The 20,284-nt window shown below is 46.8% G+C and carries 18 protein-coding genes; 6 read left to right on the top strand and 12 right to left on the bottom strand.

The annotated features are described in order from the left end of the window. Positions 1–15 precede the first annotated feature (15 nt). On the bottom strand, positions 16–1,422 hold the full coding sequence (locus tag ACH59B_RS05665; RefSeq protein ID WP_016821339.1) for a sucrose-specific PTS transporter subunit IIBC: 1,407 nt from the start codon (positions 1,420–1,422) through the stop codon (positions 16–18). Between the two features lie 278 nt (positions 1,423–1,700). Continuing rightward, positions 1,701–3,470, bottom strand: a complete 1,770-nt coding sequence (locus ACH59B_RS05660) for a phosphatase PAP2 family protein (RefSeq protein WP_103042260.1) — start codon at positions 3,468–3,470, stop codon at positions 1,701–1,703. A gap of 285 nt (positions 3,471–3,755) precedes the next feature. Here ACH59B_RS05660 and ACH59B_RS05655 point away from each other — a divergent pair, with 285 nt between their 5' ends. Continuing rightward, positions 3,756–4,442: a hypothetical protein gene (locus ACH59B_RS05655; RefSeq protein WP_186290453.1), complete on the top strand. Its 687-nt coding sequence runs from the start codon at positions 3,756–3,758 to the stop codon at positions 4,440–4,442. A 207-nt stretch (positions 4,443–4,649) separates the two neighbouring features. Beyond that, positions 4,650–5,918, top strand: coding sequence for an MFS transporter (locus ACH59B_RS05650; protein WP_123796854.1), 1,269 nt, complete (start codon positions 4,650–4,652; stop codon positions 5,916–5,918). A gap of 83 nt (positions 5,919–6,001) precedes the next feature. Here the strand turns inward: ACH59B_RS05650 and ACH59B_RS05645 are convergent, their stop codons facing one another. Further along, positions 6,002–6,925, bottom strand: coding sequence for an EcsC family protein (locus tag ACH59B_RS05645; RefSeq protein ID WP_404303476.1), 924 nt, complete (start codon positions 6,923–6,925; stop codon positions 6,002–6,004). Positions 6,926–7,056: 131 nt separating this feature from the next. Between ACH59B_RS05645 and ACH59B_RS05640 the strand changes: the two genes are divergently transcribed. After that, positions 7,057–7,533: a GNAT family N-acetyltransferase gene (locus ACH59B_RS05640; RefSeq protein ID WP_080724257.1), complete on the top strand. Its 477-nt coding sequence runs from the start codon at positions 7,057–7,059 to the stop codon at positions 7,531–7,533. A 63-nt stretch (positions 7,534–7,596) separates the two neighbouring features. Here ACH59B_RS05640 and ACH59B_RS05635 read toward each other — a convergent pair whose 3' ends face one another. Beyond that, positions 7,597–8,022, bottom strand: coding sequence for an Lrp/AsnC family transcriptional regulator (locus tag ACH59B_RS05635; RefSeq protein WP_031463034.1), 426 nt, complete (start codon positions 8,020–8,022; stop codon positions 7,597–7,599). Between the two features lie 159 nt (positions 8,023–8,181). Here ACH59B_RS05635 and ACH59B_RS05630 point away from each other — a divergent pair, with 159 nt between their 5' ends. Next, positions 8,182–8,934 carry an MBL fold metallo-hydrolase gene (locus tag ACH59B_RS05630; RefSeq protein ID WP_031463033.1) on the top strand — a complete coding sequence of 251 codons (753 nt, stop codon included), beginning with the start codon at positions 8,182–8,184 and terminating at the stop codon, positions 8,932–8,934. Between the two features lie 79 nt (positions 8,935–9,013). Further along, complete coding sequence (locus ACH59B_RS05625) at positions 9,014–9,919, top strand: glucose 1-dehydrogenase (protein ID WP_016821348.1); 906 nt, start codon at positions 9,014–9,016, stop codon at positions 9,917–9,919. 105 nt (positions 9,920–10,024) lie between these two features. On the opposite strand, the gene mmsB is transcribed toward ACH59B_RS05625, so the two are convergent. From mmsB to ACH59B_RS05600, 5 genes are all read right to left on the bottom strand, one after another. Further along, positions 10,025–11,188 carry a multiple monosaccharide ABC transporter permease gene (gene mmsB, locus ACH59B_RS05620; RefSeq protein WP_016821349.1) on the bottom strand — a complete coding sequence of 388 codons (1,164 nt, stop codon included), beginning with the start codon at positions 11,186–11,188 and terminating at the stop codon, positions 10,025–10,027. Continuing rightward, positions 11,172–12,722 carry a multiple monosaccharide ABC transporter ATP-binding protein gene (gene mmsA, locus ACH59B_RS05615; RefSeq protein ID WP_031463032.1) on the bottom strand — a complete coding sequence of 517 codons (1,551 nt, stop codon included), beginning with the start codon at positions 12,720–12,722 and terminating at the stop codon, positions 11,172–11,174. Before mmsA ends, mmsB begins: the two co-directional genes overlap by 17 nt. Positions 12,723–12,754: 32 nt before the next feature. Continuing rightward, entirely contained in the window at positions 12,755–13,840 is a 1,086-nt protein-coding gene (chvE, locus tag ACH59B_RS05610; protein WP_031463031.1) for a multiple monosaccharide ABC transporter substrate-binding protein, read from the bottom strand. Positions 13,841–14,083: 243 nt separating this feature from the next. Further along, a complete protein-coding gene (locus tag ACH59B_RS05605; protein WP_016821352.1) occupies positions 14,084–14,410 on the bottom strand; it encodes a nucleoside triphosphate pyrophosphohydrolase in 327 nt (108 codons plus the stop codon). 45 nt (positions 14,411–14,455) lie between these two features. Then, positions 14,456–14,959: a hypothetical protein gene (locus ACH59B_RS05600; protein WP_016821353.1), complete on the bottom strand. Its 504-nt coding sequence runs from the start codon at positions 14,957–14,959 to the stop codon at positions 14,456–14,458. A 233-nt stretch (positions 14,960–15,192) separates the two neighbouring features. Between ACH59B_RS05600 and ACH59B_RS05595 the strand changes: the two genes are divergently transcribed. Further along, positions 15,193–15,540: a helix-turn-helix domain-containing protein gene (locus ACH59B_RS05595; RefSeq protein ID WP_016821354.1), complete on the top strand. Its 348-nt coding sequence runs from the start codon at positions 15,193–15,195 to the stop codon at positions 15,538–15,540. Between the two features lie 43 nt (positions 15,541–15,583). Here the strand turns inward: ACH59B_RS05595 and hcp are convergent, their stop codons facing one another. From hcp to ACH59B_RS05580, 3 genes are all read right to left on the bottom strand, one after another. Then, entirely contained in the window at positions 15,584–16,876 is a 1,293-nt protein-coding gene (gene hcp / locus ACH59B_RS05590; RefSeq protein WP_016821355.1) for a hydroxylamine reductase, read from the bottom strand. Between the two features lie 143 nt (positions 16,877–17,019). Beyond that, positions 17,020–18,321 carry a response regulator gene (locus ACH59B_RS05585; RefSeq protein ID WP_016821356.1) on the bottom strand — a complete coding sequence of 434 codons (1,302 nt, stop codon included), beginning with the start codon at positions 18,319–18,321 and terminating at the stop codon, positions 17,020–17,022. Beyond that, a complete protein-coding gene (locus ACH59B_RS05580) occupies positions 18,272–20,272 on the bottom strand; it encodes a sensor histidine kinase (protein ID WP_029514407.1) in 2,001 nt (666 codons plus the stop codon). Before ACH59B_RS05580 ends, ACH59B_RS05585 begins: the two co-directional genes overlap by 50 nt. Positions 20,273–20,284: the final 12 nt, after the last annotated feature.

Genomic DNA, 20,284 nt, shown 5'->3' with positions numbered 1-20,284 from the left:
AATTTTATTTATTCTCTATTTGTTCTCTATTTTTTCTTTAAATCCAAAGATCCACGTCAACGCAAATGCTACACCAAAACCGATTAAACAAACTAAAGCATACAGAAAAATTTGATTATTCAGATACAATAACAAGCCAGGTATAGCTGTAATCGACATGCCTGTGGCTTGAACATTAAAGATACGTGCCAAGAATCCTCCAACCGCTCCTCCAATCAAGCCCATCACGAATGGTTTACCATACCGAATGTTCACCCCAAAAATTGCCGGTTCTGTAATGCCCAGCAGTGCAGACACGGCAGAAGGATAGGCAATAGATTTGGTTTTTAATCTTTTCGATTTCAGGCCGACAGCTAACGCTGCACCTGCTTGTGCACAAATAGAGGCCGAGCTGATCGGGTTAACCATATTCCAGCCGCCATCCACCAGCATCTGTATTTCGATCAGGTTGAGCGCATGGTGCAGTCCGGTAACGACAATAATCTGATTAATGCCACCATAAATAAACCCGCCAATGCCAAATGGCAATTTCAAAATAGCTGTAACTGCCGATAATATTAAAACCTCTACTTCATGGAAGATGGGACCAATCACGAACAAGCCCAGTACCAGTGTGAGCAACAATGTCAGAAACGGTGTTAGAATCAAGTCCAATGCCTCTGGAACGGATTTTCTAATTCTTTTCTCCATCATCGCTCCCACGATCCCTATAATGAACGCCGGCAGAACGGAGCCCTGATAGCCTGCGATTTTGATGAAGCCCAAAAATAAAAGAGGTTCCTTCACATGTTGAGCGACATCCCAGGAAGTAGGTAAAGAAGGACTTACCAGCATGAGTCCGAGCAAAATTCCCAAGATCGGCGACCCGCCAAACACTCTGAATGCAGACCAGCAGACCAGCACGGGTAAAAATGCAAACGCGGTATCGGTCAGTATTTGCGTAAATAATATGAAATTCGCAGAAATATCATCCGGTGTAAGTCCAAATAACTGTAGCAGTGCAGGCTGAGTTACCAAGCCCCTAACTCCCATAAACAAGCCGGTAGCTACCAATGCAGGGATAATGGGAACGAATACATCTCCGAAAACCCGGATCATTCTTTTGAAAAAGTTATCATCTTGCGTGGAGGCCTTCTCTTTCAGCTCTGCCTTTGATGTCGCAGATACGTTCTGGCCGACCATCGCTTCGTAAACTTTGTTCACGGTACCGGTTCCAAAAATAATCTGGTATTGTCCGGAGGTAAAAAAGACCCCTTTTGCCTTATCAATATTTTCAATAAATTCATCATCAATAATATCCCTGTCTTTTACAATCAATCTCAACCGTGTAGCACAATGTGCCATAGAAATAATATTGTCTTCTCCGCCAAGCCCTTTAATGACATCCTGGGCTATTTTAACGTATTCTTTCTCAAGACTCATCAGTCTTCTTCCTTTCCTCTGTTCCTCTTAGTTAGTCTGAACCTTTAAAACTTGGACTAATATGCTTCTTAAGAATAACATGACTGCGCTTTCAAACAGTGCGATTATTTTACTACATTAAGGTCAAATTTTGACCTTTTTATACCCTTGGCTATAAATAACTCCGAAAAATAGGCTTTGTACTGGAACAAAAAATGCACCTTCAGAATGGGCACTGGATAATACTTCATGGTTTATCCGGTGTATTCCAAAGGTGCACTTTTTATTGTCCTATTTGGTTACTTCGTGACTTTCAACTGAACACGATCAGCCGTATAGACAATCTTCACTTTATAATTGCTTGGCAAACCTGCTGCTTCAATAGAAGAGAATGCCCCAGTGCGTTTGCCGTAGGTTAAAATGGTGGCACCGCTAGCTGGTACATATTTGTTAGAAAAATTCAGGCGTAATTTTCCGTTAAGTTGGGCGGTTCCCTTAATTTTGAGTACATCATTTTTACTTTGCAGATTGAGTTCAAGCTTACCCTTGGCTGTTTGTTTGTAATTGCTGCCAACAATCAGCTTTCCAGCATTGTTTTTAAGAAGAGTTCCCCCGTTATTTGTAACTGTACCACTTCCGAAAGCTGTCTCCGAATTACCTTCAAGTACGCCTTGATCGATCTGTGTACCACCGGAATACGTATTGCTACCCATAAGCCTCAACGTACCTGTTCCCTTTTTAATCAGCTTTCCAGTACCAGAAATAGGGTTGCGCCAGCGATCCAACGCATTGAAACCCCCTTTGGAAGCGTCCATTTTCACCGTAACATTATTGGCAAAAGCACCGTAGCCGTCCGCAGCGGAAAACAGGTTCAAGCGTCCCCATCCTTCGGCATCGTCAAGCACAGGATAACCGGATGGAAGGCCTGTAGTGGCCAATACCCAACGGCGTTGTGTGCTGTCAAGGTAAGGTTGACGTGTCTCCAACAGCACTTCAGCTCCCTTAGGTACTGTCATTGGCGTCGTGGTTGGGTTAATTTGATTAAATCCATACGTTAATCGTTCATTATAATTTTTTTTGTTCGCAGCATAATTGCTGAACCGATCTGGGGCTGTACCTTTTTGGGACAGCAATTGTTTATGAGCATCCTGGTAAGCTGCTTTCTTCAAGCTGCTATTGGCTGGATCAGACAGGATGGCAGCAGCCATCGCCGTTGCCATGACGCGTCCTCCCATAACATCAAGCGGGGAATGCATGCCAGCAACAACACGATTATTGCCCAGCTCCGAAGCTCGTGTCAGCAATTCCTGATAACGCTCCGGCATGGCATAGGCCATAGCTATGGAACTGAGATATGCAGCATTGGTATGACCGCTAGGAAAGCCGCCATCATTAGTAGCATCAGATTTGAGAGCAGGGATCAGACTTGGGACAACCACCGAATTATCGCTCCAACGGAACGGACGAGGATAACTAAAGTAAGATTTGGCCGGGTTCGTCGTAGAGTAGTCCCCACGCAAGGTATTGACCAGATTCACGACGTTGCCGAGACTGGAGCTTATATCCCCTGCATTTGTTCCCTCATCTTCATATTTTTTAGTTGTGGCATCGGCCGGAACGTCGTTGATTGTTGTCGTGGCACCTGCCTGCTTTCGATATATATCAGTCAGCGAACCCAGACCGTCGATTACACTGTAGCTCTGATTTCGGCGGTCGTCCAAATAAGCCGCATCGGCCTCACTGGAAGTGCGACGGGCAGCAATATCAATCACTTTTTGAATATTAGCGTCCAGTACACTGCTGTTTAGTTTGGTCCCTGTGTCCCAGGTAGCCCCAGGAGTCCAAAGCTTATTAAATTCAGAGAGCAACCCGAGAGTCGGATTGGAGCTTTCCGTCTTATTAGCAGAACTATTATTTTTGTAATGATCTACGAAATATCCCCATGACGGTTCTGTTGGAGTTACTGTTGTTGGCAGTGTTGCTGCACTCGCGTAATTTCCACCCAGAGAACCTAGAAGTAATGGTACAGATAATAATGCAACTGATAGTGGTTTTCTTAGCAATTTCATTCTCAAATCAGATCCTCTCTTCTCTTGTGCTCTTCATCCTGTTTCTACGGAGCTATTATCTATACAACAAGTTGTATGACATAAAGAATCATATCTTAAGTTTGTTAAATAAAGAGCCTAGTTTTGTTAAATTCTTCTTGCTTATTTATATGTAAGAGGAATATCAACAACATTCAACATAGAATAGTTTTTATTGTTTGTAATACTTTCACCATGTTGATATGTGCTTATGATCAATATAGTTGGTGTATTGGACCATAAAATCTAATTAAGGTAGGTTGTCTTATGAGCGAGGAAACTATTGCTTTCAAATGTGGAGCGTGTAAACAGATACCAGATAAACCCGTGTTAGAAAACAAAGATTTTGAGATTGTAGCCATCGAAGATGCTATGGACTGGGCGGATTTCAAACATCATACTCCAGATCTAAATAGTGAAATATGGGAAAGAGCATTGATACCTCCGGTAAAAGGTGATTCAAAAAAAGTACAAGTATATTTTCCTTTTCATATGACCGTTGGAGAAACTTTTTGGACTTTATTCAGACCTGCTTATTCACATTTTAATGGTTGGGAAGAGCAGCCTGATGAGATCAACTTCTCTGCGTTTATTAAATGTAGATTTGAAGACATCATATCGAAAAATGAAAAAAGAGCTTGGATCACTGTCAGAGTGGAGGAAGTCCTGTTATTGAAAAATGTATGTAATGAAATGCCACCCCGTGATGGAACAGGATATCTGGATTCATTTCATATGTTTGGAGAGGCTCAGCTATTGCAATATAAGGATTGGATTCTTCTTGATGCAAACGCACAAAGTAATCTTGGGATTTGGGCATTAATTAAAAGAGTTAAGGATGATAACCATTTGGTGGCATATGGCGAATGGGAATTTCATTCCAATTTAGTCTACTGTGGAAATCTAATAATCCCTGAAGACGAGTTGAACCAATTCATACATGTTAGAGAGTAAAATGATAAGTAAAGGATATCTTATACAGATACAATACACTCAGAGCGAGATAATCTGTTGTAAATTAAAGGACCGAGCAATAAAGAGTATCCAGCAGGATGGGCAAGCAGCGATGAGTAAATAGGGACTTTATCCCACTTTCAGCCATTTGCTGCAAATGGATTGCTTCCTATATCTTAAAATATACATACATACCCGGAGGTTGCCATGACTACTAAATCTGCTACAAAAAAAGAAACGGGCCAGTCGCTCCCCCTCCAGGGGCCGCAAGCGAAAGGTACCGTTTTTGCGATTCTGATTGCCATCAGTTTCGTCCATCTGTTCAATGACTCGATTCAATCGGTCATTCCAGCGATCTTTCCGATCCTGAAGGAATCTATGAGCCTGAGCTACACGCAGATCGGCTGGATTTCATTCGCCATCAACTTTACAGCTTCGATCATGCAGCCTGTCATTGGCTTGTTTTCGGACAAACGACCTACGCCCGCTATCCTTCCCATCGGTATGGGCTTTACGCTGACCGGCATGCTGCTGCTCGCCTATGCTGCCGATTATAAAGCGGTGCTAATCGCAGTCATCTTCGTAGGTCTGGGCTCAGCTGCCTTTCACCCGGAAGGCTCGCGCGTGTCCCATATGGCGGCAGGATCACGCCGGGGATTGGCACAATCCATTTTCCAGGTTGGCGGCAATGCAGGTCAATCGCTGGCACCGATGCTCACAAGCTGGATTTTTATCCCGTTGGGGCAATTTGGCGCCATCTGGTTCACAGGTATTGCGGCAGCCGGGATTGTAGTGCAATCATTCATTGCCCGCTGGTACGGTAACGTCCTGCGTACAGAAGGCATTGCACGCAAAAAAGTGGCGACACGCCGCATGAAGCCCGAAGTGCGCAGCCGCATTATGTTTGCCATGATTGTCCTCATTCTGCTGGTATTTGTCCGTTCGTGGTATTCGACCTCGGTGGGAAGCTACTATTCGTTTTACCTGATGGAAGTATTTAAAATGCCATTGGCGGATGCACAGCTGTACATTTTCCTGTTCCTCGGGGCTGGAGCGCTAGGTACCTTCTTTGGTGGTCCGCTGGCAGACCGTTTTGGCAAGCGCAATATGATTTTTTTGTCCATGGTATTAGCTGCACCATTGGCGCTGCTGCTGCCTTATGCCAACCAATTCTGGACGGCGATCCTGCTGGCAATTATTGGATTTATTATGTTGTCCAGCTTTTCGGTCACAGTCGTATACGCACAGATGCTCGTGCCTGGCAAAATCGGGACGGTGTCCGGTCTCATTACGGGCCTGGCCTTTGGCCTTGGCGGTGTGGGTGCACTCGTGCTCGGCAACTGGATCGACAAAGTAGGCATCACCAACATTATGTTCCTGTGCGGCTTTTTGCCACTGCTCGGCATTTTAACCTTCTTACTTCCTACAGACAAAACCCTGAATCGCTGGGCGGAGGAAAATGGAGCCGAAGTGTAATAAGCTGACATGCGGCGGCCAACTAGGCCGCTGCACACCTTTATAGCAAAGGTTTTGTAGCAAAGTAACGTAATTCCCAACTTCTACTCCACTCCATTCTCTTCTTCTGCCAAACGCATCAAAATACGGCGCTTCCGATATAGCATTTTCCCTGCTTCAGCTACGTCACTAATAGCGCTTCGATTGGCAATGGAGCCAAACAAAATGCCCGCAATCGGGACCATTTGCAGCAGCTTTTTCCATCCAAACTGATCACGATAGGTGTTAATGACCTCTTTCCAACCCTGCATCTGGGAAAAAACCTGTGCCTGACGTGAAGGATCATCGAACAAGGCCAGTTCCTCTAATACAGCTTTCTTCCCCACAATATCAGATGAAGCAAATTGCATACATTTAATAATAAAAATGCGCTCCTGCTTATCATGGGGGTTAAACCCATAGCACAAAGCGATTTCCTGAAGCACCTTGAGTGACAAGCCAAGCAAAATAGGGATATTCGCCGCAATTGTAAACACACCGCCAATTCCCGTGGTTGCTCCCTGAGCGGTGGCAAAGGTAATGCGACCCGACGTCATCTCGTCCGCAGTCTGATCCATGATCGTTAGCGGAAGCTCAGCCGCCTGCTTCAAATCCCACGTGGATTCGGCGCTATGTTCTGCATCTGCATTTTCCCCGGAATGGGGCTGATTCTCCGTATCCGAGGCGGAAGCTGCACCATTTTGCTGAATCATATATTCACGGGCCATCTTGTTCAGCTTACTCAGGACTGTTTCTTCTTTCACCAAATATTTGCCACCATTTTGAATGAAGCTACCCATCTCGTTAAGCAGCTGCTCCAGCTTGTCCTTAATGATTTTGGGCGTTAGCCGATCCAACAGCATAAAGGGCCATCTGCCAATTTTTTCCCAGAAAAAAATATCCTTCTGCTCCTTCTCCCACTTTTCAATCTGCTTCAGCTCTTGGTGCAATACATCCTGACTTTCCCGATATTCTATAAGCGGCTTCATAAGCGTAGACGTCTCCTTTTGACTATGCTAGTTTATGTATGGATAATACGTAAGTAAGGCGAGTTCAGGTTTCTTTTTTTAGCAAACGAGATGTATAGTAAGTTAAAATTTGTACAGATCGGAGTGTAATGATGAATAATGTAGGGCTTGTCCCTTACCATTGTGAGCATGATGCGATTTTACATACCTTTTATTTGCCCGAGGAGCAGAAGCAATTTACTGGAATGCCAGCTGAAATGCTGGCACTGGCCAAGGAAGATCCACACCGCCATCCTGTCGTGATTACGGCTACTGGAAGGCCGGTTGGATTTTTCATTTTATACGATGGAGATGAATTAGCAGACTATACGAATACTTCTGTGGCACTGCTACTGCGTGCATTTTCAATTAACTACGCAGATCAGGGACAAGGGTTTGCTAAACAAGGATTGCTTCTGCTACCACAGTTCATCTCTACACACTTTCCACATATTCGCGAGATTGTACTAGGCGTCAATGCCCGTAATCTTTCTGCCCAAAGTCTATATCTCAAATGCGGCTTTATCGATGAAGGTAACACTAAAATAGGACAACACGGCTTGCAGCATATTTTTAAAATGAGCCTATAACGCTGACTTCAATAGCCCTCGTAAACAAAAGCTTTCGGCACAAAATGCCGAAAGCTTTTATCATTAAATTTCGCCAATGGAAAAGCTCAATTTGTAGTTACCAAACTTCGTAAGTTCATCCAGCATGGTATTTAACTCTGACTGTGATGACATGCGCACCCGCATCCAATAACAGCCCTCCCCACTTACCCGATGGATTTCGACAACAGAGGAATGCTCCCGTGCAAAAGTCTGAAAAGCACTGTGAGTCGTTCCTGAATTCAGAAAAACCGTAATAAAGGCATGAATCGTCTGCCCAATTTTCTCCGGGTTCCAGCGTAGTGTATAGCCCTCAATAATGCCTGCATCCTGCATTTTTCGAACACGCGCCCCTACTGCTTGGCCTGTCAAATGAACTAGCTGACCGATCTCCTTATGCGTTAAAGAGCTGTCTTCAATTAAATGATGAAGAATACGCAGGTCGGTCTCATCAGGTACGAATAGTTCCATAGTTATTTTTCCTTTCATGATGAAACGAGAATGCTGGTTTTCCTTTCAGCAGGCCGTAGCCTGCATCTGCTTGCGTCAGATATGATTGTAGCAGAAACAAAGAACGGCCGAAAATACACTCGGTCAAAAAAACATTTACGATCAAAGGAGCTTCCATATATGAAAATCACACTAATCCGCAACGCAACCTTATGGATCGAATACGCTGGAGTAAAATTTCTGATTGATCCGATGCTGAGTGATGCCGGGATAAATCCGCCGGTGCCCAATACGGAAAACACTCTCCGCAATCCGCTGGTTCCCTTGCCACCACAATGGCAAACGCTTGGACAGCCTGACGTTGTCATCGTCACGCATTTGCATCTGGATCATTGGGACCCGGCAGCAGTACGCTGGCTGGACAAACAGCTTCCCGTCTTCTGCCAGCCCGGAAATGAAGAACAAATCATGGCTGACGGTTTTACACAGGTTACTCCGATTTCAGTGGCTGTTTCTGTGGGAGAAATTGAGATCAACCGTACTGCTGGACATCACGGTACCGGAGAAATCGGGGAACAGATGGGACCCGTATCCGGCTTTGTATTTCAGGCTCCAGGTGAGCCTGTCGTCTACGTGGCCGGGGATACCATTTGGTGCAGTGAAGTCGCGGAAGCACTGGATAAATACCGTCCTGACTGGACGATCGTGAACGCTGGAGGAGCGCGGTTTACAGTGGGTGATCCCATTATTATGACTGCCCAAGATGTAACAGTTGTTGCACAGCATGCCCCTTACACCCAAGTCGTTGCTGTCCATATGGAAGCCATCAACCATTGTGTACTGACTCGCTCCGAGCTTACGGAACATATCCATCGTGAAGGTCTGGAGAAGCGTGTCCATATTCCGGCAGATGGAGCGACGATTTCGACATAAGGCGATAACTCCCGATTCACCGTTTGCGCCTATTTCGAATATATTGGATTTCAAAACGCCTAAAAGAAGGGATTATTCAATGAATTGGCAATATCAGCATCCTTATTATGGTACAGAAACCCAATGTAAAGAAGTTCCGATTGCTTTTCCTCCCCAGCATCAATATAGACAGCCGGGGTTGGAATACCTGGTGGTTCCACGCCCTATCTTTGATAATCCAAAGTATATCGGTACGGGAAAGCTTCAGGATCGGGTGGCGATTATTAGCGGCGGGGACAGTGGCATTGGTCGCGCGGTTGCAGTCGCATTTGCCAAGGAAGGGGCCGATGTGGTCATTGCCTATCTCGATGAGCATCGAGATGCGATGGAGACCCGTGATGTCATTCACCGGCTTGGCCGACGTTGCTTGCTAATTCCAGGTGATCTAAGGCTTAGAAGCAACTGCTGTCTGGTTGTTCAAAAAACGATGGAAACCTTCGGTCGTATTGATATCCTCATTAATAATATGGGGATTCAGTTTGTGCGCGAATCCTATTTGGATATCAGTGAACAGCAGCTACGTGACACGTTTGATACGAATATTATTTCCTTCTTCCATATGACTACAGAAGCCTTGCCGTATATGCGGGCTGGGGCCAGCATCGTCAATACGGCATCGGTTACAGCCTATGTTGGGCAAAAAAATATGATTGACTATTCAGCTACCAAAGGAGCCATTGTCAGCTTCACGCGCGCTTTGGCTAATAATCTGGTCGATCAGGGTATTCGCGTGAATGCCATTGCTCCCGGTCCGATCTGGACTCCGCTGAATCCGGCCACACAGTCGACTGAAGTCATTCGCACCTTTGGCAGCAATACGCCGATGAAGCGTGCCGGGCAGCCTTATGAATTGGCCCCTGCCTATGTGCTGTTGGCTTCAGATGACGGCTCTTACATTACGGGCCAGACGCTGCATGTGAACGGCGGACAAATGGTGACGACTTAGTTGGGTTAGCTAATAGCCATAAAACCTAACAAAGCAAAAACCTCCAGCATCCACAGTTTCAAGTGGGACTGGAGGTTTGCTTATTTTACAATATTGAATATAAGCTTAAACTGATCTTTTGTTTTTGTTGTAAATATCGAAGGCAACCGCCAGCAGCAGTACCAAGCCCTTGATCCCTTGCTGCCAGTCAATACCGAGACCGATCAGAGACATACCGTTATTCAGTACGCCCATAACCAAGCCACCGATAATGGCTCCAAAAACCGTGCCGATTCCGCCCGACGCCGAAGCTCCACCGATAAAGCAAGCTGCGATGGCATCCAGCTCAAAGTTCGTACCTGCTCTCGGCGTAGCCGCGTTCAGACGTGCAGCAAAGATGAGACCAGAAATGGCAGCCAGTACGCCCATGTTGACAAATACCCAGAATGTTACTTTTTTCGTTTTGACACCAGACAGGCCCGCTGCCTTTTCATTTCCACCCAGCGCATACACATGGCGCCCCATAACCGTGCGGTTCATGACGAAGGAGTATACCACGATCAGGATGAACAGCAGGACGAGAATGTTCGGTATTCCCGCATAGCTCGCAAGCATGAAGGTAAACAGATTAATCACAGCAGCCACCACGATCAATTTGAGTACAAATAACACCTGTGACGGAACCTCAAATCCATATTTAAGCTGAGAGCGGCGTTCGCGAATTTCGTTCACGATAAACCATACCGTAAGTGCAATACCTACAATGATGGATACCAGGTTATAACCGGTAGATGAAAAATCGGGCAGAAAGCCTGAACTGATTTTCTGGAATCCCCCCGGAAAAGGAGAGATTGATTGGCCTTCCAGCACGATCATTGTTAATCCGCGGAAGAGCAGCATACCCGCCAAGGTAACGATAAATGCCGGAATACGTACATAAGCGACCCAGAACCCTTGCCATGCCCCAATTAACGCTCCGACCAGCAAAGCTGCAATCACAGCGACCCACGCTGGAAGCTGCCAATCGACCATCATAATGGCGGCAACCGCACCGACAAAAGCGGCTATGGAGCCGACGGACAAGTCAATATGCCCAGTGATGATAACCAGCACCATCCCGATCGCCAGCACGAGAATGTAGCTATTTTGCAGAATCAGATTGGTAATATTAATCGGCTTCAACAGCAAGCCGCCTGTCAGCACCTCAAACAAAATCATAATGACGACCAGCGCAATCATCATGCCATATTGGCGGATGTTATTTTTAAATAGTTTAGTTATGGTTTCCATGCTTCACGCCTCCTGACTTGGTCATATATCTCATCAACGTTTCCTGCGAAGCGTCCTCACGGCTAACCTCTCCGGTGATCCGCCCGGCATTCATAACATAAATCCGGTCACACAAGCCCAGTACCTCTGGCAGCTCGGACGAAATAACCAGTACCCCCTTGCCTTCAGCGGCAAGACGATGAATAATCGTATAAATTTCGTATTTTGCACCCACATCTATGCCGCGCGTCGGCTCATCCAGAATCAGAATATCCGGTCCGGCAAAAATCCATTTGCTCAGTACTACCTTCTGCTGATTGCCGCCACTCAGATTGCCCGTTTTCTGCAAAATACTTGGCGCTTTGATGTTCATGCTTTTTTTCATTTCCTCTGCAACGACGACTTCCTCCTGCTCATTAACTACAGCGCCCTTTGCCAGCTTGTTCAGACCGGTCAGCGAAATATTGCGCTTGATATCATCCATTAAAATGAGGCCGTACTCCTTGCGATCCTCCGTCACATAGGCAAAGCCGTTGTTAATTGCGTCCGTAACCGTGTTGTTCTGGATCGGCTTGCCGTCCTTAATCAGTTGACCCGAGATGTTGCGCCCGTATGACTTGCCAAAGATACTCATCGCCAGCTCGGTCCGTCCCGCCCCCATCAGCCCGGCAATGCCGACAATTTCACCACGGCGAATGTTCAAATTCACCTGATCCAGCACCTTGCGGTCCGCATGATGCTCGTGATACACTGTCCAGTCCTTTACTTCCAACACGACTTTGCCAATCTTGGCATGGCGTTCTGGATAACGGCTGGTCAAATCGCGTCCAACCATCCCGCTAATGATCCGATCCTCTGTGACCTCATCCTTTCTCATATCCAGCGTCTCAATCGTCTTCCCGTCCCGCAATATCGTAATCGAATCCGATACCTTTGCGACCTCATTCAGCTTGTGGGAGATCAGAATGCAGGAAATGCCCTGTTTTTTAAATTCCAGCATCAAATTAAGCAGATTTTCACTATCATCCTCATTCAATGCCGCTGTTGGTTCATCCAGAATAAGCAGCTTTACCTTTTTAGAGAGCGCTTTCGCAATTTCGACCAGTTGTTGCTTGCCGACCCCGATGTTCGTAACCAAGGTATTGGGGTTTTCACTCAACCCGACCTTGGACAGTAGCTCGCGTGTCCCGACAAAAGTCTCTTTCCAATCAATCACGCCACCGCTGGCGCGTTCGTTGCCCAGATAAATATTTTCTGCAATCGAGAGATACGGGATCAATGCCAGTTCCTGATGGATAATGACGATGCCCAATTCCTCGCTCTGCTTGATATCCTTGAACTCACACGTTTTGCCCTGGAAAATAATATCCCCTTCGTAGGTTCCATGTGGATATACACCACTCAGTACCTTCATCAACGTCGATTTTCCCGCCCCGTTCTCGCCACACAGCGAATGAATCTCGCCTTCCTTGACCTTGAGATTCACATTTTCCAATGCCTTTACGCCAGGAAAGGTTTTGGTAATTCCCTTCATTTCCAAAATGATTCCAGTCATGGGATACGCTCCTTTCGGTTGGATTCCTACTCTTATTTCAGTCCGATTTGTTCTTTGGTGTAATAGTGACTGCCGACAATATCCTTCTCTACATTCGTCCGATCCACCGAGATTGGATCAAGCAAGTACGCAGGAATTACCTTTTTCCCGTTGTTATAGGATTTAACGTCATTCACTTCCGCTTGCTTGCCTTGTAAAATGCTGTTGGCCATCACGACCGTTTGCTCAGCCAGCTTGCGGGTATCCTTAAATATAGTTTGGGTCTGCTCTCCAGCCACAATGGATTTGATCGAAGCCAGCTCCGCGTCCTGTCCGGTAATGATCGGCAGTGGCTTATTCGCTGATCCATATCCGACCCCTTTCAGGGATGAAATGATACCGATGCTAATGCCGTCATACGGAGAGAGCACCGCATCCAGATTGGCCCCTGAATAGTAGGCACTCAGCAGATTATCCATCCGCGACTGGGCTAACGCTCCGTCCCAGCGCAGTGTAGCGATCTGCGCCATCGTCATCTGCTTGCTGCGCACGACCAGCTTACCGGAATCGATGTATGGCTTAAGTACGGACATCGCACCATTAAAGAAGAAGTATGCATTATTGTCATCCGGCGATCCGCCGAACAGCTCGATATTGAAAGGGCCCTTGCCTTCCTTGAGTCCCAACTTTTTCTCAATATATGCCGCCTGTAGCACGCCCACCTTGAAGTTATCAAAGGTCGCATAATACGTCAGATACGGTGTGTTGCGAATCAGACGGTCGTAAGAAATGACCTGAATCCCTCGGTCGTGTGCCTTCTGAATTACATCCGTCAGCGTGTTTCCATCGACCGAAGCAATGACCATAACATTAACGCCCTTGGTGATCATGTTTTCGATTTGGGAAATTTGATTTTCCACCACGTCCTCGGCATACTGTAAATCCGTTTTATAGCCTTGCTCCTGAAACAACCGAACCATATTCTCCCCGTCCCCTACCCAACGCTCGGACGATTTGGTTGGCATGGAAATACCCACATAGCCTTTTTCCTTGCTGCCCATTCCACTCTCTGCCAGATTGCAGGCCGAAAGCATCAGGGCCAAAACCAGAAGCCAAACAACAACAGCTCCCTTTTTCATATGAAGTTCCCCTTTCCTCATGTGATGCAGGTCATTTGAAGGTAAGGATTTTGCAAAATCCTCAGGTCATTGCTGATTAAAATTGAAATGAGATAGCGCTTACATAAGCGAGGCGATGAGCACCTCTCTTTTTTTATGTGCAAACACATGGTATCATTCCAGGCCGGGGAAGGTCTTTGCAGGTTTTGAACCTTTTTTATAAAATTTTAACCTTTGTGGTGGGGGAGGTATTACTTAATGACGTTAAGCTTCGTCGACATCAATTAAGAACACCCGCTCCTGGAATCCGCCTCGGGCCTCGGCTTTGTCTGCCCGGAGCTTGTCCAGTTCGGCTACATTCGCTCCATGTACTTCTGCCAGCGCTCGGATGACTTCCAGCATATCCGCTAGTTCTTCCAGCGCGTCCCGATCTTTGTCCGCTGCAAAATACTCCTCAGTCTCTTCACGAAGCTTCGTTCGCAGTTCCTGCTTATAGTCCTCTGAGTCTAATATGCGTGTCCGACATTCCTTACCCTGAGACATAATGATATGCGGGATCTGATCCCGCACCAGCTTGTTGTATGTAGGCATTTCAAATAACACCCTTTCTGATATGAAGTTTAAAAATTCAACAATTTAATTGAACGGGTTTTCTTTAAAAATAGACGGATACCGCTTAGACGGATCAGCTACGATCCGTTGTGACAGAGACTCTAGAATAGAGTCTGTTTTATACAGCAACATATCTACTTCCTCCAGCTTCATCGTCTCCCTGGATGCTTCTTCCTCTCCGGAGACCAGATAATGCATGGTACCCATAAACAGCACCATATCTAAACACGGCTCAGCATCCGAGCGAATTAGTCTAAGCAGATCGTTCATGGATAGACTAATGGATAAAGGCATGATTTGATTTCGATGTACATAAATGGCCTTCGCCATAGAAAACATAGCGCGATCACAAAGAATGAGGCAATTTAGCCATTGATTATGATCACGCATCATCTGGGCAAGCTGCATTTGGTATTGGGCAAGCTTTTGAAAATCCATCATGCAATTCAATATGTGGTTGTCACTATACTTAGGCAATTTGAAATCAGCTTCACTATGTAGTTGGGGACTTAAGGAGTAGTGTTTCATGAGGAATCAACTCCTGAATTTAAATTTCATAAATAAGGGTTTTGCAAAATCCTGAAACAAATGTGAGCAACGTAGCATATCATTAGAGCACTAAAATGTATAATTTTCTAGCTATCGGACAAGCTTCATAATGAATATTACTATATAGTAGTTTTTAATTCAATTTACTTACTAACGCATATTAATTAGATGTAACTCTTTCTCTACACTTCTAACTATAGAGAGGTGTATTCATGTCAGAACTATTAGAATTAGTCGGTACACGTATTCGAGATATTCGAAAGTCTAAAGGGCTTTCCCAAGAAGCTTTAGCCGAAAAAGCAGGTTTCAATTCGAGTTATATTGGTTTCATTGAGCGTGCGGAGAGAAATATATCTTTGAAAAATCTGGAGAAAATAGCGAAGGCATTGAACGTGGGCGTCTATCAATTGCTTACATATGTGAAGGAAAATGATGAGCTTACCGAAGAAGATTCGAGTATAAAAGCCATTTTGTCTCTCCTAAGAACTCGTGAAACCAAAGATACTGAGCTGGCCTTAAAGATTCTTACGGATATATTTATTAGAATGGATGAACGATGAAACAAAAAAAAGGAACTGCACTCTGCAGTTCCCCACCTACCTCTTACGACAACGCCAGCATCGCTTTCATATCTTCCTCTGCGGTCGTAATTAGCTTCAAGCCAAACATCTCCACCAGTACATCCAGTACACCAGAAGAAATAAACTCAGGCGGCTTTGGCCCAATGCGAATATCCTGGATGCCAAGGCTGAACAAGCCTAGCAGGATGGCAACTGCTTTTTGCTCAAACCAGGACAGCACAATGCTGACAGGCAGCTCATTCACCGTACAACCAAAAGCATCCGCTAAAGCCAGAGCGATTTTCACAGTAGAACCGGAATTGTTGCATTGCCCCAAATCAATATAACGTGGAATGCCAGTATCTCCAACAGTGCCGTAGTCCACATCATTAAAGCGGAATTTACCACAGGACGTGGTCAAAATGACCGTGTCATTCGGCAAGGATGTCGCCAGCTCACGGTAATAGTTGCCGCCTTTGCCTGGTGCGTCACAGCCCGCGATGACGAAGAAACGGCGGATATGTCCGTCTTTGACGGCCTGAATGATCTCAGGTGCCAGCCCGATGACCGTCTCATGATGGTATCCAGTCGTAAGCACCTGCTCAGAGTCTACATCTGCGGCTGGCAGGGCCAACGCGCGTTCAATTAGTGGAGAGAAATCGTCGTTCACAATTTTGGCAACACCCTCCAGCCCGGCTACTTCATAAGAGAAGAAGCGGTCTGCATATGTGCCTTTAATCGGCATAACACAGTTGGTCGTGGCAAGAATCGCGCCCGGGAACTCCTCGAACAATCTGCGTTGATCATACCAGGCTTTACCGATATTCCCTTTGAGATGTGGATATTTCTTCAACGCCGGATAACCGTGCGCTGGCAGCATTTCCGAGTGGGTGTAGATATTGATGCCCTTTCCTTCGGTCTGCCGCAGTAATTCCTCCAGCGCGTACAGATTATGTCCGGTCACGACAATACATTGACCTTCGATTTTATTTTGGCTGACAGTAATCGGCTGTGGAATGCCAAAACGATCCGTATGGGCACGATCCAGCACATCCATGATCCGTACAGCTGCATTTCCGACCTTCATTGCCATCTCCAAATGCTCTTGTACATTAAAATTAGAATTGGTTAAGGTCATATATAACGCTTCATGCGTGATCCGATCCACCTCAGGATCGGTATATCCCAACTGACGAGCATGTGTTGCATAGGCAGCAATCCCTTTTAATGCAAAAATCATTGTATCCTGCAAGCTCGCTACTGTCTCATTTTTTCCGCACACCCCAATGACTTTACACCCGCCACTCGGCGTCTGTTCACACTGATAACAAAACATATCGTTTTCCTCCAAATATTGATAGATATTTGTTCGTTATCTACAGCGTAACAAACCCCTGAACGTGCGGGTGTGATTACACACACACTTTTTAGCACAGATTATCATGAGAGGGCGCAAGGCAATTCCGCAATCCAACATTCCTATTCCGACGAATTTTCCTGAATTCCCCCGCCCTTACGGTACTGCACAGGAGACACGCCCATGGCTTTTTTAAAAGCAGTGCTAAAATAGTGCTGACTGTCGTATCCCGTGCGTTCTGCTATATCAAGCACAGATAACGTCGTAGAGTCCAGCAGCTGCACTGCTTTGCGAATACGGGCACGCGTGACGAGGGTCACGAAGCTGTCGTTGAGCTCCTTTTTGAGCACACGGCTGAGATATACAGCCGATACCTGTAGCCGCGAGGCAAGAGCTTCCAGCGTCAGCTCGCGATCGGCATAACCTTCCTGAATAAGCTGCCGGGCCCGGCGTACGATGGGAGATAGCTGCGCTTCACCGTACACCCGATCCCGGCTCACCCGGTACGCATTGATTGCGCCTTCCAGCCCACCCGTGTTGGACTCCACATGGGTGTGAACCGCTATATTCAGGTAGCGTCCAATGGCCTGCTCTATAGAAGCGCCGATCGTCTCGGGTGCCTCCTGCCACAGGCATATGCCGATCAGCCCGTTCGCATCGCGAAACAACACATGCGATCGGTCCTCCAGCAGTTCGCCAATAATATTTTCAGCGGCGAAAAGAAACAACTGGCGGTCATTCTCACGCATAATCGTCTGCCGTGCTTCTGCTGCAGGCCACCGTACCGCGCCGATTTGTACAGGCGGCCGGGATGGAAGACGTAAAAACGCCAACTGCTCCATGACGTCTTTTCCCGTGTGCTGTCCTTCCAGCCATTCCAGGCAAAATCGCTGACGCAGCAGCGGAATATTCCGTTCAATCTGCCCGGCAGCTTGTTCTACATAGGCGGCGCGTTTGTGCTCCTCGTCCAGTCGCTGACGAAGCCGTGACAATGCAGCGTGAAGCTGATCCGCATTTACCGGCTTCAGAATATAATCTTCTACGCCAAGCCGTACAGCTTCCTGTGCATAAGCAAATTCATCATGCCCGGAAATGATCAGGCAACGGCACTCCGAGCGTCCTTCCCGCAGCCGCCGAATCAGTTCAATTCCATCCATGAATGGCATATTCATATCGACCAGCACGATGTCGATGCTAAGCTGACCAACCAGCTTCAGCGCTTCTTCACCGTCCTCTGCCTCTGCTACAACCTCCATGCCCAGAGCCGTCCAGTCTAGGCAGTCCCGAATCCCCTCACGGATGATCGGCTCATCATCTGCGATCAATACTTGATAACGTTTAGCCGTCCCTATCGTCACTTCTGGTATGGCTTGGTCAATCAGACTCGCCGTTGTCGCGTTGTCTGTTCCCTTGGATTTCGTCATCCTGACCCTCTCCTTTGTCATAAGGCTTCTTCAGTTGCGCCATATCCAGCAGCAACGGATGAGTGATTGTAACGCAGGTACCTGTCCCTTCTTTACTGTCCAATGTAATTCCATATTCCTCGCCAAAAGACAATCGGATACGCGCTTGTACATTCAACATGCCGTAGCTTCTGCCATTTGTACGAACTTCCTTTTGTTTCCGTCTTCCTTCCATCGCCTCCAGCGGTATTTCCAGCCATTCACGCAGCTCACACAGACGCTCCGCCGTCATCCCTGCACCGTCGTCACGTACCGTCAGCAGCAGCTTGCCGTCCTCGGCTTTAGCTTCTACGCAAATCGTGCCTGGACCACGTCTGGCCTTAATGCCGTGGTAAATCGCATTTTCCACCACAGGCTGAAGCATAAGCTTCAACACAAACAGATCCTTTAGCCCGTCGGGTACATTTAATTCCCAGCGAAGTCGGTCACGATAACGGGTTTGCTGGATTTGCATATAGCTTGAGATATGCTCAATCTCAGAGCGTAGCGGAATAAAGTCATCCCCTTTGCTCAGTCCAAGGCGGAACAATCTCGATAACGCCCCCACCATATCGGATACGTCGTCTGCTCCATTTTTTCGGGCCATCCAATGAATGGTATCTAGCGTATTGTATAGAAAATGCGGCTTAATATGCTCTTGAAGACTGCGTAGTTCGGCATCCCGTTTTTGTCGTTCCCTCAGTTCGCTAAGCGACATGAGACGGCGGATTTGCTCCAGCATCCGGTTAAAGCTCCGGCCCAGCATTCCGATTTCATCCCCGCGCTCACTCCATTGGCGAACCGTAAGATCCCCCGTCTCTGCCGTACGCATATAAGACATAAGCCGGAAAATTGGCTGCGCGATAGAACTGGACAATCGCAAGGATGCCGTTAAGCCAAACAGACATACAATGAAAACAAAACAGACAACGTAGAACTGAATTTGCCGCACTTCCAGTGTAGATTCGCGTGCCGGGAATACTCCCACGGTTCTCCAGCCCGTGAACTCGGAAGCCTGGAACATGAACAGCAATTCCCTGCCTCCGGCTTCACGGGTAAACATCCCGCTATCCTCTGGCCCGAACCATTGCGACGGAATGCGCTCAATCAAAGGCATATCTGGCATATATACACTGCGTCCCTTGGCATCTGTCACCATGACATACCCGCTTTTGCCCAAGGTTACATCTCTGGCAGCTTGCGACACAGCCCGCAGCTTGAGATCAATCATAATTACACCCAGTACATGTCCTGTCTCCGAATCCGTGACCGAACGGACGACAGAGACAATTTCACTGTCCTTGTACCGGACATGAGTGGTCACATTACGGTGACTTGGCTGTCCCAGCACAGTGAATATCCCTGCATGCTGCGCCGCCTGTGCGTACCAGTCTTCTTCCGTCAGACTGCGTGTGCTTCGAGCATACATTTCATTGCTGATATAATCTCCTTTTTCGTTCACGATCAGAATCCCGGCAATTTCAGGATATAACGTGGTAAAACCCTGCAAAAATTGCTTCATTTCATACAAGGTATCCTGCTCCTGTACGGAACTTACAACCTGCTTGGAGCCGGGAGCCTGGTTAAGGAGAGGTTTCTTGGCTCGCTCCCCCTGATTTTCTGGCATTACACTACTCGTATGACCCGCGTGACCATCAGCCAGCGTCCGCCCTTTCCAAAACTCCCCAATTTCAGGATTAAAGGCAATCAGATACGTCATGTTCTGTAAATTTTCCATTTTGGTATCGAGTGCTTCGTTCACCTTGCCAATTAACTGCATCGTATGGTTTTCCACCTGCCGCTCAATAATCCGTTCCACCGTCCAATTCACCAGCAGGCCTAGTCCCAGTGAAGGCACGATGCCAAACAGCAAGAACAGCACCATGAGCTGATAGCGTAAAGGCATATTGCGCAAGCGTAACCTCGGCATCATTTGATGCATCCC

The organism is Paenibacillus sp. DP01 (genome assembly GCF_044784315.1).
GTDB lineage: Bacteria > Bacillota > Bacilli > Paenibacillales > Paenibacillaceae > Paenibacillus > Paenibacillus polymyxa.
The sequence above is the reverse complement of the archived record's forward strand: the minus strand, read 5'-3'. Positions and strand labels throughout refer to the sequence as shown.

Excerpts from the sequence above, each read along its gene's own strand:
- ACH59B_RS05665 (WP_016821339.1), bottom strand. The coding sequence starts at position 1,422 with ATGAGTCTTGAGAAAGAATACGTTAAAATAGCCCAGGATGTCATTAAA.
- ACH59B_RS05660 (WP_103042260.1), bottom strand. The coding sequence starts at position 3,470 with ATGAAATTGCTAAGAAAACCACTATCAGTTGCATTATTATCTGTACCA.
- ACH59B_RS05655 (WP_186290453.1), top strand. The coding sequence starts at position 3,756 with ATGAGCGAGGAAACTATTGCTTTCAAATGTGGAGCGTGTAAACAGATA.
- ACH59B_RS05650 (WP_123796854.1), top strand. The coding sequence starts at position 4,650 with ATGACTACTAAATCTGCTACAAAAAAAGAAACGGGCCAGTCGCTCCCC.
- ACH59B_RS05645 (WP_404303476.1), bottom strand. The coding sequence starts at position 6,925 with ATGAAGCCGCTTATAGAATATCGGGAAAGTCAGGATGTATTGCACCAA.
- ACH59B_RS05640 (WP_080724257.1), top strand. The coding sequence starts at position 7,057 with ATGAATAATGTAGGGCTTGTCCCTTACCATTGTGAGCATGATGCGATT.
- ACH59B_RS05635 (WP_031463034.1), bottom strand. The coding sequence starts at position 8,022 with ATGGAACTATTCGTACCTGATGAGACCGACCTGCGTATTCTTCATCAT.
- ACH59B_RS05630 (WP_031463033.1), top strand. The coding sequence starts at position 8,182 with ATGAAAATCACACTAATCCGCAACGCAACCTTATGGATCGAATACGCT.
- ACH59B_RS05625 (WP_016821348.1), top strand. The coding sequence starts at position 9,014 with ATGAATTGGCAATATCAGCATCCTTATTATGGTACAGAAACCCAATGT.
- mmsB (WP_016821349.1), bottom strand. The coding sequence starts at position 11,188 with ATGGAAACCATAACTAAACTATTTAAAAATAACATCCGCCAATATGGC.
- mmsA (WP_031463032.1), bottom strand. The coding sequence starts at position 12,722 with ATGACTGGAATCATTTTGGAAATGAAGGGAATTACCAAAACCTTTCCT.
- chvE (WP_031463031.1), bottom strand. The coding sequence starts at position 13,840 with ATGAAAAAGGGAGCTGTTGTTGTTTGGCTTCTGGTTTTGGCCCTGATG.
- ACH59B_RS05605 (WP_016821352.1), bottom strand. The coding sequence starts at position 14,410 with ATGCCTACATACAACAAGCTGGTGCGGGATCAGATCCCGCATATCATT.
- ACH59B_RS05600 (WP_016821353.1), bottom strand. The coding sequence starts at position 14,959 with ATGAAACACTACTCCTTAAGTCCCCAACTACATAGTGAAGCTGATTTC.
- ACH59B_RS05595 (WP_016821354.1), top strand. The coding sequence starts at position 15,193 with ATGTCAGAACTATTAGAATTAGTCGGTACACGTATTCGAGATATTCGA.
- hcp (WP_016821355.1), bottom strand. The coding sequence starts at position 16,876 with ATGTTTTGTTATCAGTGTGAACAGACGCCGAGTGGCGGGTGTAAAGTC.
- ACH59B_RS05585 (WP_016821356.1), bottom strand. The coding sequence starts at position 18,321 with ATGACGAAATCCAAGGGAACAGACAACGCGACAACGGCGAGTCTGATT.
- ACH59B_RS05580 (WP_029514407.1), bottom strand. The coding sequence starts at position 20,272 with ATGATGCCGAGGTTACGCTTGCGCAATATGCCTTTACGCTATCAGCTC.